Here is a 15684-nt window from a genome sequence, read left to right on the forward strand (position 1 = left end):
AAATGAAAAAACTGGTCATCGCACTCGCCGCTTCCGTTGCGGCTCTCGGCGGCGTCGTTTCCTCGGCGGAAGCCGCCGACGCCAAGAAGGTCTGCTTCATCTATGTCGGTTCAAAGACCGACGGCGGCTGGACGCAGGCGCATGATATCGGCCGTCAGGAACTGCAGGCGCATTTCGGCGACAAGATCGAAACGCCTTTCCTCGAAAGCGTTCCGGAAGGTCCGGATGCCGAACGCGCCATCGAGCGCATGGCCCGTTCGGGCTGCGAACTGGTGTTCACCACCTCCTTCGGCTTCATGGATGCGACCGTGAAGGTCGCCCAGAAGTTCCCCAAAGTGAAGTTCGAACACGCCACCGGCTTCAAAACCGCCGAAAATGTCGCGACCTACAATTCGCGTTTCTATGAAGGCCGCTACATTCAGGGCCAGATCGCCGCGAAGATGTCGCAGAAGGGTCTCGCCGGCTACATCGCCTCCTTCCCGATCCCGGAAGTGGTGATGGGCATCGACGCCTTCGTGCTCGGCGCGCAGTCCGTCAATCCCGATTTCAAGGTCAAGGTCGTCTGGGCCAACACCTGGTTCGACCCCGGCAAGGAAGCCGATGCCGCCAAGGCGCTGATCGACCAGGGCGTCGACATTCTGACCCAGCACACCGACACCACCGCGCCGATGCAGGTTGCGGCCGAACGCGGCATCAAAGCCTTCGGTCAGGCTTCCGACATGATCGCGGCCGGTCCGAAGACGCAGCTTACCGCCATCAAGGACACCTGGGGCGCCTATTACATCAAGCGCACGCAGGCTCTTCTCGATGGTACCTGGAAGTCCGAATCCGTCTGGGACGGCCTGAAGGACGGCATCCTGACCATGGCGCCCTATACCAACATGCCTGACGACGTGAAGAAGATGGCCGAGGATACCGAAGCCAAGATTAAGTCGGGCGAGCTGCACCCCTTCACCGGCCCGGTGAAGAAGCAGGACGGTTCGGAATGGCTGAAGGCGGGTGAAAAGGCCGAGGACGGCGTTCTGCTCGGTCTCAACTTCTACGTTGCCGGCGTGGACGACAAGCTGCCGCAATAACGGGACTTTCCATTCCCGCCGATAACAGGCCGCGCATGAAATTCATGTGCGGCCTTTGTTATTTTCATATGTTTTACGCCGTGGACGAAGTTTGCCTTTGCTTTTCAGGCGACTTGATGTTTTTCACTATATTCTGACTTGAGATATACACGTCTGGCGCGATTTTTAAGATCGCCAACCGAACGGAAGGACATGGCACTTGCAGCGCGGAATGCTCGATGCGGCTATCGGTTTTCGAAAGCTGCGGACAAATCATGCACAGGTCGTTCACAAGCTCGGTCTCGATATCGTGTCCGGCACCTTCAAAACGGGCGATATCCTGCCGGGCGATGCCGAGCTGATGGAGCGGCTGAAAGTGTCGCGCACAGTGCTGCGCGAAGCGATGAAGACGCTGACCGCCAAGGGCATGATTTCCCCCAAGGCGCGTATCGGCACCCGGGTGACGGAGCGCGAAAGCTGGAACATGTTCGACAGCGAAGTGCTGCTCTGGCATTTCGAGGCGGGGGTCAGCGATGAATTCCTGCTGCATCTTTACGATATCCGTCAGGCCTTCGAGCCCTATGGTGCGGGGCTTGCCGCGACGCGGGCAAAGGACGCGGATATCGCCAAGCTCGCCGCTTACGCCAACGAGATGGGCAATACGGCCTATTCCAAGGAAAAGCGCGCGCTTGCGGATATGAATTTCCATGTGCTCATCACCGAAATGTCCGGCAATCCGTTCATGCGCACCGTCGGTTCGCTGATAAAGGCGGCTCTGGTGGGCATTTTCCGGATGAGCAACCCGGAAACCGATCCCAATGAGATTTCCGACGTCTCCGCGTCCCACCTGCGGCTCGTGGAGGCGTTTCGCCTGCGCGATGAGGCCGCAGCGCGCCGCGAGATGGAAAGGCTGATCGAAAACGGCCGCCAGCAGGTGCTGGAATTCACTGCCCGCAACCCCCGGCGATAAATCACACCGCGGGAGCGGGATGCGATCCCGTTCCAATCACGTTTGATGAAAATCGGTGCGGAAATTTGGTGCAGATTTGCATGGTTTCTTAAGTGGGCCGCCGTTATAGCAATTCCGGAATGAAATTACCGATGCGCCCGTTCGTTTTGCCGGACGGCGTGAAGTCAAACATATGCCGCCGTCCTGGCCGCACTGCGGCCGGTGACTGGGTGTTGGAGGTCTTATGGAGCGCAGCTCTCTAGCCGTTATTCTCGCAGCGGGCGACAGCACGCGCATGAAATCGTCGAAATCCAAGGTGCTGCATCCGGTCGCCGGGCGTCCGATGATCAGCCATGTGGTTGAGGCGGTGGCTGGATCTGGCGTCGGCACGGTGGCGCTGGTGGTCGGGCGCGATGCCGACAATGTCGCTGCCGCCGCAAGCATGAAGGATCTTCAGGTCGAAGCTTTCCTGCAGACGGAACGCAAGGGCACCGGCCATGCGGTTCTTGCCGCACGCGCAGCCATCGAACGCGGTTTCGACGATCTCATCGTTGCCTATGGCGATGTACCGCTCATCACGTCTGCAACGCTCGACCGGGCGCGTGAGGCGATTGCCGCCGGTGCCGATGTCGCCGTCATCGGTTTCCATACCGACCGCCCGACCGGTTACGGCCGGCTGCTGGTCAAGGATGGCGAACTTGTCGCTATCCGCGAGGAGAAGGATGCGACCGATGTGGAGCGTAAGGTTACCTGGTGCAATAGCGGATTGATGGCCATCAACGGCCGCAACGCGCTGGACCTGCTCGACCGGATCGGCAACAGCAATGTGAAGGGCGAATATTATCTGACCGATGTGGTCGAGATCGCCCGTTCCCTCGGCCGCCGCGCCGTCGCCATCGATGCGCCCGAAACGGAACTGGTCGGCTGCAACAACCGCGCCGAACTGGCCTTTATCGAGAAGCTCTGGCAGGAGCGCCGCCGCCACGAACTGATGGTGGACGGCGTTTCGATGATTGCGCCCGAAACCGTCTTCCTCTCCTATGACACGAAGATCGGCCAGGACGTTTTGATCGAGCCGAATGTCGTCATCGGTCCCGGCGTCACCATCGAGCCGGGCGCCGTCATCCATGCGTTTTCGCATCTGGAAGGGGCGCATGTCGCCGAATGTGCGGCCGTCGGTCCCTATGCGCGGCTGCGTCCGGGCGCGAACCTGCACGCCAACGCCAAGGTAGGCAATTTCTGCGAGGTCAAGAAGGCGGAGATCGGCGAGGGCGCCAAGGTCAACCATCTGACCTATATCGGCGATGCATTCATCGGCGCGGGCAGCAATATCGGTGCGGGCACCATCACCTGCAATTACGACGGCTACAACAAGGCCGAAACACGGATCGGTGCCAACAGCTTCATCGGTTCGAACTCGTCGCTGGTCGCTCCTGTCACCATTGGAGAGGGGGCCTATATCGCCTCCGGCAGCGTGATTACCGATGACGTGCCGGCCGATGCGCTGGCGTTCGGGCGCGCGCGGCAGGAGATGAAGCCGGGCCGGGCGACCGTTGTGCGCGAGCGGGCGAAGGCGCTGAAGGAAGCGAAGAAAAAGTCGTCCTGACGGACGTTACCAAACGATACCGAAAGTGACCGGCGCCATAATTGCGGATTGTTCGGGAACGGTTAGTAGTTTCGGCGAAGAGATCGCCGTCTGGAGAAATATATGTGCGGAATTGTCGGAATTGTCGGAACCCAGCCCGTTGCTGAACGGCTTGTCGATGCGCTGAAGCGTCTCGAATATCGCGGTTACGATTCGGCTGGTGTCGCCACCATCGACAATGGCGCGATGGACCGCCGCCGGGCGGAAGGAAAGCTCTTTAACCTGGAGAAGAGACTTTCGGAAGAGCCGCTGCCGGGTGTGGTCGGCATCGCTCACACCCGCTGGGCGACCCATGGCGTTCCGAACGAAACCAATGCCCATCCGCATTTCGTCGACGGCGTCGCCGTCGTCCACAATGGCATCATCGAAAACTTCGCCGAACTGCGCGAAGAGCTGACCGCCGGAGGCGCGAGCTTCACCACCCAGACCGATACCGAAGTGGTGGCGCAGCTTCTGGCGAAATATACCTGCGAGGGTCTCGGCCATCGTGAAGCGATGCTGAAGATGCTGAACCGCGTGACGGGCGCCTATGCGCTGGTGGTCATGTTCAAGGACGATCCCGGCACGCTGCTTTCGGCGCGCTCCGGCCCGCCGCTTGCCGTCGGTTACGGTCGGGGCGAAATGTTCCTCGGGTCCGACGCCATCGCGCTGTCGCCCTTCACCAACGAGATCACCTATCTGGTGGATGGCGACTGCGCCATCGTGACCCGTCAGGGTGCGGAAATCATCGATTTCTCGGGCAAGCCGGTGAAGCGCGAGCGTCAAATCTCGCAGGCGACGGCCTATGTGGTCGACAAGGGCAACCATCGCCACTTCATGGAAAAGGAAATCTACGAGCAGCCGGAAGTCATTTCCCATGCGCTCAGCCACTATGTGGATTTCGCTTCCAAGACCGTGAAGCAGGCCGACACGGCCATCGATTTCGCCAAGCTTTCCGGTCTTGCCATTTCCGCCTGCGGTACGGCCTATCTGTCGGGCCTGATCGGCAAATATTGGTTCGAGCGTTATGCGCGTCTGCCGGTGGAAATCGATGTCGCCTCGGAATTCCGTTACCGCGAAATCCCGCTCGTTCCCACGCAGGCTGCACTGTTCATTTCGCAATCCGGCGAAACCGCCGATACGCTGGCGGCCCTGCGTTATTGCCAGCAGGAAGGGCTGAAGATCGGTGCGGTGGTCAACACGCGTGAATCCACCATGGCGCGCGAATCCGATGCGATCTTCCCGATCCTTGCCGGTCCGGAAATCGGCGTCGCTTCCACCAAGGCCTTCACCTGCCAGCTTGCCGTGCTCGCTTCGCTTGCCGTTGCTGCCGGAAAAGCACGCGGTACGATCACGCCCCAGCAGGAAACCGAACTGGTTCGCCATCTGACCGAGATGCCGCGTATCATGAGCAAGGTTCTCAACAGCATCCAGCCGCAGATCGAAGCGCTGTCTCGCGATCTGTCGCGTTTCAAGGATGTGCTTTATCTCGGCCGCGGCACCAGCTTCCCGCTGGCGCTGGAAGGCGCGCTGAAGCTCAAGGAAATCTCCTATATCCACGCCGAGGGTTATGCCGCCGGCGAGCTGAAGCATGGGCCTATCGCGCTGATCGATGAGAACATGCCGGTCATTGTCATCGCGCCGCATGATCGCTTCTTCGAAAAGACCGTTTCGAACATGCAGGAGGTCGCCGCGCGCGGCGGCCGCATCATCTTCATCACCGATGAGAAGGGGGCCGCCGCTTCCAAGCTCGACACCATGGCGACAATCACGCTGCCCAATGTCGATGAGCTGATCGCGCCGATGGTCTTCTCGCTGCCGATCCAGCTACTCGCCTATCACACCGCCGTCTTCATGGGCACGGATGTGGATCAGCCGCGCAATCTGGCGAAATCGGTAACGGTGGAATGATCGTCCGGCCGGAGCGTCAGGGCGATGAAGAGGCGATTGCTCGCGTTACGGAAGATGCTTTCCGTAACGTCGATTATAGCGACAAGACGGAACATCTGATCGTCGAGCGGTTGCGCAGGGCGGGCGCGCTCACCGTTTCACTGGTTGCCGAGGATAGCGAAGGCATTATCGGCCATGTCGGTTTTTCGCCGGTGACGCTCACCAGCGGCGAGACCGGCTGGTTCTGCCTCGCGCCGCTTTCCGTGACACCGGAACGGCAGGGGCAGGGCGTCGGTTCAAAGCTGGTGAGGGACGGGCTTGCCGTTCTGGAGCGTCTGAATGCTTCCGGCGCGGTTGTCGCGGGAGATCCGGACTACTATGGCCGCTTCGGTTTTCGCCATGTCGAAGGGGTGAATGCGGAAGGGATTCCTGACGAATATTTCACAGTTCTTCGCTTGCATGGTGGAACTCCATCCGGCATTGTCGGTTTTCATCCGGGTTTCGATGGCGACAACGCTTAATTCCGAACGGTAAATGACCGATATTCCAGTCAAAATTTCATTCGCAGCCCGGCTGCGCAATAGTTTCCTCACGGGCGTTCTGATCCTTGCGCCCGTCACCATCACCATGTGGCTGGTGTGGAGCTTCCTGCAATGGGCCGATAGCTGGGTGAAGCCCTATATTCCGGCCCGTTACGATCCCGAGCAATATTTCGATGTGGCTATTCCCGGTTTCGGCCTGCTGATCGCCGTCATCGGCATCACCCTCATCGGCTTTCTCGGCAATAACCTCATCGGCAAATGGATTTTCGGCGTTGGCGAATCCATCCTCAACCGCATGCCGCTGGTGCGGCCGATCTACAAGAGCATCAAGCAGCTGTTCGAATCCGTCCTGAAGGAGCATTCGAACTCCTTCAAGAAGGTCGGCCTGATCGAGTTTCCGTCATCCGGTACCTGGGCGATGGTCTTCGTCGCCTCCGAGGCCAAGGGCGAGCTTGCCCATCGTTTCAATGAAATGGGCCAGCAGATGGTCGCCGTCTTCCTGCCGCCGACACCGGTGCCGACAGCCGGCTTCCTGCTGTTCGTGCCGAAAGACAAGATCGTGATGCTGGACATGACGCCGGAAGATGCGGCGAAACTGCTGATATCCGGCGGTCTGGTGGCCCCGGATTTCACGCCGCCGAAGATGATCGCGCCGGTTTGAGCTAGATAACGCCGAGGATGTCCGTCTGCGAGAAGTCGTTGCCGACATAAAGCAGGGGGCAGCCCTCGGTTTTCGCCAACTCGTAGGCAAAGCAGTCGCCGAAATTCAGTCCGGCGGGATGAATGCCCTTGCCCCAGATGCGGTAAGCTTCGGAAACGCCATGTGCCGATTTGGGGGTAACAGGTCTAATTTCGGCGCTCAGAGCTTCGATCAGCATCTCTAGTTCCCGGCTGCGGTTGCGCCGCTGAGCCACGATCATGGCCTCCGCAAGCGTACCGGCGGAAATGAGCAGAGGCTCATCCGTTTCGAGAGCTGAGGCGCAGGCATCCGCTTTGGGCTCATCAAGCAGGATCGCCATCAGAGCCGACGTATCGATAACGATCATTTCGGAAGGCCGTGCTCGTCATAGAGAAAATCCTGACTATGTGCGTCATCCGGGCCATCATCGGCTTTGTTGGCAACGGTCGCGCGCACTTTTGCGAGTGCGGCCCTGCGGGATGTTTTATCCGCCACGGCAGTGACCGGAACCAGCCGCACGGCGGCGTGGCCATGACGGGTGAGAATGACCTCATCACCGGCTTCGGCGCGGCGCACCAGTTCGGTAAGCTGACTTTTTGCATCCGTTACGGATATCTGCATCGCTAACCTCAAGTGTTAAAGTTAGCATTAGATTAGTCCATTCAATGGACCATATCAATCCTCGTCATCCAGATCATCCACTTCCGTGCCGGTGGTCGTGGCGTGGAATACGGGAACGAAAAGCCGCATATAGACCAGCCGCACGCTCCAGCCTTCTTCCAGCGCCTGGCTCCAGGCCTTCTTGCGGCCGGGCTTCTTGAACGCCTTGCCGATTGCCTTTTTCGCGCTCTTCGCAAATGTCTCCGGTTGCAGAATATTCTGCGGCGAACACAGCGCGTAGCCCTTGCGGAAGGCGGGTGGTGGGCGGCGCGGGTCGATCATGTTCATGGCGGTTCACTTTCAGCCAGCGTGCAGGAAGCGGATCGCTTCGTCGCGGCGGTGCAAATAGAGCAGGGTGCGCAGCGCATTGCCGCGCGGGCCTGTCAGTTCGGGGTCGCGCTCGATCACGTAAGCCGCGTCTTTGCGGGCGATTTCCAGAAGATCGGCATGGGCCTCGAGGCTGGCGATGCGGAAGCCCGGCGTGCCTGACTGGCGGGTGCCGAGCAGCTCGCCTTCACCGCGCAGCTTCAAGTCCTCTTCCGCGATCAGGAAGCCATCCTCGCTGTCACGCAGGATGGAGAGCCGGGCGCGGCCGTTTTCGCTGAGCGGGCCTTTATAGAGCAGGATGCAGGTGGAGGCCTCGTCGCCGCGGCCCACACGGCCGCGCAACTGGTGAAGCTGGGCAAGGCCGAAACGTTCGGCGTGTTCAATGACCATGATCGTCGCGTCCGGCACGTCGACGCCGACTTCCACCACCGTCGTTGCCACCAGCAGCCGGGTTTCACCGCTCTTGAAAGCGAGCATGGCGGCGTCTTTTTCCGGACCGCTCATGCGACCATGGATAAGGCCGATATTGGCGCCGAGCATCTGCGAAAGAACCGCGTGCCGCTCCTCCGCCGACATCAGGTCGGATTCTTCCGTTTCCTCCACCAGCGGGCAGATCCAGTAGGCCTTCTTGCCCTCCTTCAACGCCGCGCGCAGTCGCTCCACGATGTCACCGATCCGTTCGGTGGGGATCGTCACCGTCTGGATGGGTTTGCGGCCGGCCGGCTTTTCGGTGAGCTTGGAGACATCCATATCGCCGAAGGCGGCCAGAACCAGCGTGCGCGGAATGGGTGTGGCGGTCATGACCAGCATATGCGGCGTGATGCCCTTGGCGGTGAGGCGCAGGCGCTGGTGCACGCCGAAACGGTGCTGCTCGTCGACCACTGCCAGCACGAGGTTTTTATAGCTGACGCTGTCCTGAAACAGCGCATGGGTGCCGATGACGATCTGCGCTTCGCCCGAGGCCACGCGCTCCTCGATCTCGCGGCGCTCCTTGCCCTTGGTGCGGCCGGTCAGCACTTCGACAGTGATGCCCGCTGCATTGGCGAGCTTCGAGATGGTGGCGTAATGCTGGCGGGCGAGGATTTCGGTCGGGGCCATCAGCACCGCCTGTCCGCCGGCCTCCACCGCCGTTGCCATGGCCATCAGCGCCACCAGCGTCTTGCCCGCGCCGACATCGCCCTGCAGCAGCCGCAACATGCGGTCTTCGCCGGCCATGTCGGTCAGGATATCCTTGACCGCAGCGCTTTGGCTCGCCGTCAGCGAGAAGGGCAGCTGCGACAGGATTTTGGCGGCGACATCACCCTTGGCGCGGATCGGCTGGCCCGCCACCTTGCGCAGCCGCTGGCGCACCAGCGCCAGTGAGAGCTGCCCTGCGAGGAATTCGTCATAGGCGAGCCGCCTACGCGCCGGGGCCTGCGGCTCGATATCGGCGCTGTCGCGCGGGTCATGCAGCTCGCGGAAGCTTGAGGCGACATCGCCGAAACCCTGCCGGGTCTTGAGCGTCTCGTCGATCCATTCCGGAAAGACCGGCAGCTTTGAAAGCCCGCCTTCGATTGCCTTGCGTAGCACCTTGGCAGACAGCCCGGCGGTCATGGGATAAACGGCTTCGACCAAAGGCAGGTTTTCCGCCTCGGAAAGTTTCACCATGAAATCCGGATGCACCATGGAGGCGCGGCCGTTGAACCAGTCCACCTTGCCGCTGACGAGAACCTCTTCATCGACGGGCAGGGCCTTGGACAGCCAGTCGCCCTTGGCGCGGAAGAAGGTCAGCGCCAGTTCGCCGGTCTCGTCATGCAGGAAGACGCGATAGGGCGCATTACGGTTTCCCGGCGGCGGCGGTTGGTGGCGGTCGATGCGTCCCTGAATGGTGACAATGGCGCCGGGGCTGGCCAGCGCAATGCCGGGGCGGTTGCGGCGGTCGATGACGTTGGATGGCGCGTGGAACAGGAGATCGATCACGCGGGTGTCGTCGGCGTTTTCCCGGCCCAGGAGCTTGGCCAGAAGATCGGCAAGCTTCGGCCCCACACCGGCAAGGGTGGAGACGGAGGCAAACAGCGGATCGAGAATGGCCGGGCGCATGGGCAGCAAAATCGGGGAAGGGGGCGGCTTATGCAAGACTTCGCTGGCCACAAAGGCGGGTTATCACCGGCAGATTTTCACCGCCGTGGCATTATTTCGATAAAAACCGGTTCCCAAGCGTTCGCCTCCTGTTCTATAGGAGGTCGCAGTCAACATCCTGTTGAATAGCCAACCGAAAGGTGAATGCGATGACTGGACTGGTGCGCACGAGTGCCGACCTCGATCCGAGACGCCGGCGGATTCTTTACCGCTGCTGGCACCGGGGCATTCGCGAGATGGATCTGGTGCTCGGGCAATTTGCGGAAGACAATATTGCCGGGCTTTCCGATGACCAGCTGGATGAGCTTGAGATCATCATGGCGGAAGAGGATAACGACCTCGTCAAGATGGTGACGGGCGCGCTTGCCATACCGGAAAAATTCCAGACCCCGCTGTTCGAGAAGATCGCCTCTTACCGTCCCGATTTCGATCTCGTCACCACTGACACCCTGAAAGCGTGAGAATATGATAGCCGGATTCGATGCAAAGCTGGTGTCGTCGGCCGATACGCCGCTGACCATCGGAAACGTGCCTTCCGGCATGGAAGCCCTTTTGCTTGCCGATATGGCGCGGGCCGGCACGTCGGTCGCCTATGTGATGTCGGATGGCCAGCGGGTCGCCGATCTCGAACAGATCCTCGGTTTCGTCGCACCTGACATTCCGGTGATGACGCTGCCGGCCTGGGACTGCCTGCCCTATGACCGCGTGTCACCGAGCGCCGACACTTCGGCGCGCCGGCTGGCGGCGCTTTCCGGTCTCATCAGCCACGCCAAGAAGCCACATCCGGCCATCGTGCTGGTCACCGTCAACGCCATGCTGCAGAAGATGGCGCCGCGCGACATTATCGAGAGCCTCGGCTTTTCGGCCAGGCCCGGCAACCAGATCCGCATGGAGGAGATTGCCGCGCGGCTGGAACGCAACGGTTTCGACCGGGTGGCGACGGTGCGTGAAGTGGGTGAATTCGCCGTGCGCGGCGGTATTCTCGATGTTTTCGTTCCCGGTACGGAAGAGCCGGTACGGCTCGATTTCTTCGGCGATACGCTGGAAAGCATCCGCACCTTCGATCCGGCCAGCCAGCGCACCATCGGCCAGGCGCGCTCGCTTGATTTGAACCCGATGAGCGAAGTGACGCTGACGCCGGATACGATCAGCCGTTTCCGCAAGAATTACCTGTCGCTATTCGGCGCGGCGACCCGCGACGACGCGCTTTATCAGGCCGTCTCCGAAGGCCGCCGTTATGCCGGCATGGAGCATTGGCTGCCACTGTTTTACGAGCAGTTGGAGACCGCCTTCGATTATCTGAAGGATTTCCGCATCGTCACCGATCACACGGCGCGGGAGGCGGCGAAAGAGCGCTCCAAGCTGGTGCTCGATTATTACGATGCGCGCCGCAGCTCCGGCGAAACCAAGGGCTCGACGCAGGGCGCGCCCTATAAGCCGGTTTCGCCCGGCCAGCTTTATCTCGACGGCAAGAGCTTCGATGCCGCACTGGCTGCCGTTAACGCCGTGCGTCTGACCCCTTTCAACGAGCAGGACAGCGAAGGCCGCCCGGTCGCGACGCTCGACGCCCATGTCGGGCCGCGCTGGGCGCGCCCGCCAACCGAAGGCGAGAGTGAAGAGCGGGTCAATGTTTTCGATCTGGCGGTAAAGCACATTGCCGAACGCCGCGCCAAGGGCTGGAAGGTGCTGATCACCGGCTGGTCGGAAGGTTCGCTCGACCGCTTGTTGCAGGTGCTGAATGAGCACGGGCTTGAGAAGATCAAGCCAGTTACCTCGCTGAAAGAGGTGGAGAAGCTCGGCAAGGGCGAGGCGGCCTCGGCGGTTCTCAGCCTTGAGGCGGGTTTTGAAACCGGGACGCTGGCCGTTATCGGCGAGCAGGATATTCTCGGCGACCGCATGGTGCGCCGCTCCAAGCGCCGCAAGCGTGGCGCGGATTTCATCTCGGAAGTGGCGGGGCTGGATGAGGGCTCGCTGGTTGTCCATGCCGAACATGGCATCGGCCGCTTCGTCGGCCTGCGGACAATCGAGGCGGCGGGCGCGCCGCGGGCGTGTCTGGAGCTGCACTATGCCGATGACGCCAAGCTGTTCCTGCCGGTTGAAAACATCGATCTTCTGTCCCGTTACGGTTCGGATGCGGCGGAAGCGCAGCTGGACAAGCTCGGCGGCGGCGCATGGCAGATGCGCAAGGCCAAGCTCAAGAAGCGCCTGCTGGACATGGCAGACGAGCTTATCCGCATCGCGGCCGCGCGCCTGGTGCGCCATGCGCCGGTGCTGACGGCACCGGATGGGCTTTACGACGAATTCGCCGCCCGTTTCCCCTATGACGAGACGGAAGACCAGCTGAACGCGATTGAGTCCATCCGCGAGGATCTGGGGGCCGGCCGGCCGATGGATCGCCTCATCTGCGGCGATGTCGGTTTCGGCAAGACGGAAGTGGCGCTCCGCGCGGCGTTCCTCGCCGCCATGAATGGCGTGCAGGTGGCGGTGGTGGTGCCGACCACGCTGCTTTCCCGCCAGCATTTCCGCACCTTCTCGGAACGTTTCCGTGGGTTGCCGATCCGGGTGCAGCAGGCCTCGCGCCTCGTGGGCTCCAAGGAGTTGATGCTGACGAAAAAGGAAGTGGCGGACGGCAAGACGGATATTGTCGTCGGCACCCATGCGCTGCTCGGCGCGGGCATCAGCTTCGCCAATCTCGGCCTGCTGATCATCGACGAAGAGCAGCATTTCGGCGTGAAGCACAAGGAGCGGCTGAAGGAGCTGAAGAGCGACGTGCATGTGCTGACGCTCTCTGCGACGCCTATTCCGCGCACCTTGCAGCTTGCCATGACGGGCGTGCGCGAGTTGTCGCTCATCACCACGCCGCCGGTGGACCGCATGGCGGTTCGCACCTTCATTTCGCCCTTCGATCCGCTGGTGATCCGCGAGACGCTGATGCGCGAGCATTATCGCGGCGGCCAGAGCTTCTATGTCTGCCCGCGCCTTGCGGACCTTGCCGATATTCACGCCTTCCTGCAATCGGATGTGCCGGAGCTGAAGGTGGCGGTGGCGCATGGGCAGATGCCGGCGGGCGAACTGGAAGACATCATGAACGCCTTTTATGACGGCAAATATGATGTGCTGCTGTCGACCACCATCGTCGAATCCGGCCTTGATGTGCCGACTGCCAATACGCTGATCGTGCACCGCGCCGACATGTTCGGCCTTGCCCAGCTTTACCAGCTGCGCGGCCGTGTCGGCCGTTCCAAGGTGCGTGCCTTCGCGCTCTTCACCCTGCCGGTCAACAAGGTGCTGACGACGATGGCGGAGCGGCGGTTGAAGGTGCTGCAATCGCTCGATACGCTCGGCGCCGGCTTCCAGCTGGCCAGCCACGACCTCGATATTCGCGGTGCGGGCAATCTGCTCGGCGAGGAACAGTCCGGCCATATCAAGGAAGTCGGTTTCGAGCTTTACCAGCAGATGCTGGAAGAGGCGGTTGCCGAGGTGAAGGGCGACGAGCAGGTGCAGGATAGCGGTTGGTCGCCGCAAATCTCGGTCGGCACCTCTGTCATGATCCCGGAGGATTATGTTCCGGATCTGCATCTGCGCATGGGTCTTTACCGCCGTCTCGGCGAGCTTGCGGATATAAGCGAGATCGATGGTTTCGGTGCGGAAATGATCGACCGTTTCGGCCCGCTGCCGAAAGAGGTGCAGCACCTCCTCAAGATCGTCTACATCAAGTCGCTCTGCCGCACTGCCAATGTCGAGAAGGTGGATGCCGGGCCGAAGGGCGTGGTCGTGCAGTTCCGTAATAAGGAATTCCCCAATCCGGCAGCGCTTGTCGCCTATATCGGCAAGCAGGGCACGATGGCGAAAATCCGCCCGGATCACAGCCTGTTCCTGACCCGCGACCTGCCGACGCCGGAAAAGCGGCTGGCGGGCGCGGCGATGATCATGACACAGCTTGCCGAACTGGCGCGGTCCTAAAACTTCGGGAGGTCGTCGACCCAAAGCAGACCGATGAGCGTGGAGCTTTAGCCCCCTCTGCCCTGCCGGGCATCTCCCCCTCAAGGGGGAGATCGGCAAGAGGCGCTACCATCGCTTCACGCGCAAGCTTCAAGGTGGGCGAGACCTTGCCGCAGATCGATCTCCACCCTTGAGGGGGAGATGCCCGGCAGGGCAGAGGGGGGTAAACCCCACCCACCTCCGCTTCCGAAAGCCAAAACCTGAAGCACGTCCGGACAAACGAAAACGGAAGGGTCCGACATCCGTTTGCTTTACCGGACCTCCCAGTCCCCAAAGCCCTGCAAACATTACCGGTATGTAATGAAACGGACATGCGCCGGTAGCCTCGACGCGTGTAGTCTTGCTCCCATCTCCTGCACTGCGCCCAATATGACGCGCGAGCGGGAAGACGAAGGAGCAAGACAATGTGGACCAGGATGAACAGGTTCGCCTCCGCAGGTCTGGTTGCTTTGACAATTGCGGGCACCACAATTGCCACCACCAACCAGGCGGAAGCACGCAACCACTTCGGACACGGGCATGGCGGCGGCGGCATTGCCGCAGGTATCGCCGGAGCGATTATCGGCGGCGCCATCATCGCCGGGGCGCGGCATTCCTATGGCGGCCCCTATTATGGAGAGCCTTTTTACGTCCCGCCCGTTTATGGCCCGCCGGTGATCTATCAGCCGGCCTATCCGCGCTGCCACGTCGTCTGGCGACAGAATGCCTGGGGCGACATGTATCGGGCCAGGGTTTGCGACTAGGTCATGAAATCCGACAGGCGCGATGATCCGTGCGAGCCGGAAAGCGAAACGCAGCTTCCGGCCTTTGGCCGGTAGCTGGCGGCGCTCTGTTCAATGTCAGTGCATCCCTCGCCACTGGGCTGGCGTCACGCCTTCCCAGGTTCGAAACGCCCGATAGAACGAGCCTGTGTCCTGGAAACCCAGCAGGAAGGCTATCTCTTCAATTCCATTGCGTTTGTCTGAAAGCAGGTCGCGGCCGAGTTCCTGCCGCGCCTGCTCAATGAGCGCTCGATAGTTCGATCCCTGTTCGGTGATACGACGCTGTAGGGTTCTTTCGCTCATGCCGAGTTCGCGCGCCACCTCGGAAATCTCCGGCTTGCCGCTTGCGATGCGGCGTTTGATCAGAATCTTGACCTGCTCCGGCAGCGAGGATTGCGCCTCGATCTCTCCAAGGGAGGTTGCAAGCGCGGGCTCCAGTATAGCCAGCAGTTCAGGATTATGCCCGGCGAATGGAAGATCGAGATCGTCGCGTTTCAGCACCATGGCATTCTGCGGACAGCCGGTGCGGATGGGTGCGTTGAAATAACTCCGATGGACGTCGGAAACAGGTCCACGGCGAATCATCTCCACTCGAACCGGGGTGACATGTCTGCCGGTGCCCCGCCGCCCCAGTTCGAGAAGGGCGGCGAAAGTGACGTCGGCCGCAGCATCCGGCTCGGCCTCGTCAGTGTGCAACCATCTTACGGCAATCCGGGCTTCGCCGCCGCTTTCCGTTACCGAAAGCTCTTCCGGGGTGCACAGCCGCTTGAAGCGGGCCAGCCGGTGCAGCCCGTCACGATAGTCGCGGGCGAAGAAGGCTGACATGGTGGCGGGTGGATGCATCGCCGTGTCTGTCTCGACCGTCATCCGGAGGCCGATGGCCGGACCCTGCGACAGGTCCTCGACCGCCCGCCACAGGTCGAAATATTGCGCCGTCGTCAACCATGCGTCCGGGGCGATGTGCAGCGTTGCGGGAAGCTTTGCCTGCCGCAGCAGGGCCGGGGCGGGCAGCCCCATACGCTCCGCCGCCCGCCAGAAAGCCTGGGGCAGCCTGCACCTGTCGCTCAAATCCCTGCT

General features: G+C 61.3%; 14 protein-coding genes. 9 read left to right on the plus strand and 5 right to left on the minus strand.

Annotated elements, in window-relative coordinates; all coding sequences use genetic code 11:
• Positions 1-2 precede the first annotated feature (2 nt).
• From ACQZ5N_RS23345 to ACQZ5N_RS23370, 6 genes are all read left to right on the plus strand, one after another.
• Entirely contained in the window at positions 3-1076 is a 1074-nt protein-coding gene (locus ACQZ5N_RS23345; protein ID WP_003523439.1) for a BMP family ABC transporter substrate-binding protein, read from the plus strand.
• Positions 1077-1287: 211 nt separating this feature from the next.
• Positions 1288-2025 (plus strand): FadR/GntR family transcriptional regulator, encoded by a 738-nt coding sequence (locus tag ACQZ5N_RS23350; RefSeq protein ID WP_031233913.1) that lies wholly within the window; start codon positions 1288-1290, stop codon positions 2023-2025.
• Positions 2026-2248: 223 nt separating this feature from the next.
• Positions 2249-3610 carry a bifunctional UDP-N-acetylglucosamine diphosphorylase/glucosamine-1-phosphate N-acetyltransferase GlmU gene (gene glmU / locus ACQZ5N_RS23355; RefSeq protein ID WP_448734264.1) on the plus strand — a complete coding sequence of 454 codons (1362 nt, stop codon included), beginning with the start codon at positions 2249-2251 and terminating at the stop codon, positions 3608-3610.
• 102 nt (positions 3611-3712) lie between these two features.
• On the plus strand, positions 3713-5539 hold the full coding sequence (glmS, locus tag ACQZ5N_RS23360) for a glutamine--fructose-6-phosphate transaminase (isomerizing) (RefSeq protein ID WP_448734265.1): 1827 nt from the start codon (positions 3713-3715) through the stop codon (positions 5537-5539).
• Complete coding sequence (locus ACQZ5N_RS23365) at positions 5536-6039, plus strand: GNAT family N-acetyltransferase (RefSeq protein WP_269832627.1); 504 nt, start codon at positions 5536-5538, stop codon at positions 6037-6039. Before glmS ends, ACQZ5N_RS23365 begins: the two co-directional genes overlap by 4 nt.
• A gap of 13 nt (positions 6040-6052) precedes the next feature.
• Positions 6053-6721, plus strand: a complete 669-nt coding sequence (locus tag ACQZ5N_RS23370; protein ID WP_020012801.1) for a DUF502 domain-containing protein — start codon at positions 6053-6055, stop codon at positions 6719-6721.
• 1 nt (position 6722) lies between these two features.
• Here the strand turns inward: ACQZ5N_RS23370 and ACQZ5N_RS23375 are convergent, their stop codons facing one another.
• From ACQZ5N_RS23375 to recG, 4 genes are read right to left on the minus strand one after another with little or no spacing between them, the layout of a single operon-like run.
• Entirely contained in the window at positions 6723-7106 is a 384-nt protein-coding gene (locus tag ACQZ5N_RS23375) for a type II toxin-antitoxin system VapC family toxin (RefSeq protein ID WP_448734266.1), read from the minus strand.
• Positions 7103-7360, minus strand: coding sequence for a type II toxin-antitoxin system Phd/YefM family antitoxin (locus ACQZ5N_RS23380; RefSeq protein ID WP_269832625.1), 258 nt, complete (start codon positions 7358-7360; stop codon positions 7103-7105). Before ACQZ5N_RS23380 ends, ACQZ5N_RS23375 begins: the two co-directional genes overlap by 4 nt.
• A 54-nt stretch (positions 7361-7414) precedes the next feature.
• Entirely contained in the window at positions 7415-7687 is a 273-nt protein-coding gene (locus ACQZ5N_RS23385) for a hypothetical protein (protein ID WP_142779351.1), read from the minus strand.
• Between the two features lie 12 nt (positions 7688-7699).
• Positions 7700-9805 (minus strand): ATP-dependent DNA helicase RecG, encoded by a 2106-nt coding sequence (gene recG / locus ACQZ5N_RS23390; RefSeq protein ID WP_448734267.1) that lies wholly within the window; start codon positions 9803-9805, stop codon positions 7700-7702.
• 188 nt (positions 9806-9993) lie between these two features.
• Between recG and ACQZ5N_RS23395 the strand changes: the two genes are divergently transcribed.
• From ACQZ5N_RS23395 to ACQZ5N_RS23405, 3 genes are all read left to right on the plus strand, one after another.
• Complete coding sequence (locus ACQZ5N_RS23395) at positions 9994-10305, plus strand: FAD assembly factor SdhE (RefSeq protein ID WP_065115898.1); 312 nt, start codon at positions 9994-9996, stop codon at positions 10303-10305.
• A 4-nt stretch (positions 10306-10309) separates the two neighbouring features.
• Positions 10310-13807 carry a transcription-repair coupling factor gene (gene mfd / locus ACQZ5N_RS23400; RefSeq protein WP_448734268.1) on the plus strand — a complete coding sequence of 1166 codons (3498 nt, stop codon included), beginning with the start codon at positions 10310-10312 and terminating at the stop codon, positions 13805-13807.
• A gap of 443 nt (positions 13808-14250) precedes the next feature.
• Positions 14251-14589 carry a hypothetical protein gene (locus ACQZ5N_RS23405; protein ID WP_448734269.1) on the plus strand — a complete coding sequence of 113 codons (339 nt, stop codon included), beginning with the start codon at positions 14251-14253 and terminating at the stop codon, positions 14587-14589.
• A 96-nt stretch (positions 14590-14685) separates the two neighbouring features.
• Here ACQZ5N_RS23405 and ACQZ5N_RS23410 read toward each other — a convergent pair whose 3' ends face one another.
• Entirely contained in the window at positions 14686-15624 is a 939-nt protein-coding gene (locus ACQZ5N_RS23410; RefSeq protein ID WP_448734289.1) for an AraC family transcriptional regulator ligand-binding domain-containing protein, read from the minus strand.
• Between the last annotated feature and the right edge of the window lie 60 nt (positions 15625-15684).

The sequence above is a fragment of the Agrobacterium sp. 22-221-1 genome (genome assembly GCF_053522445.1).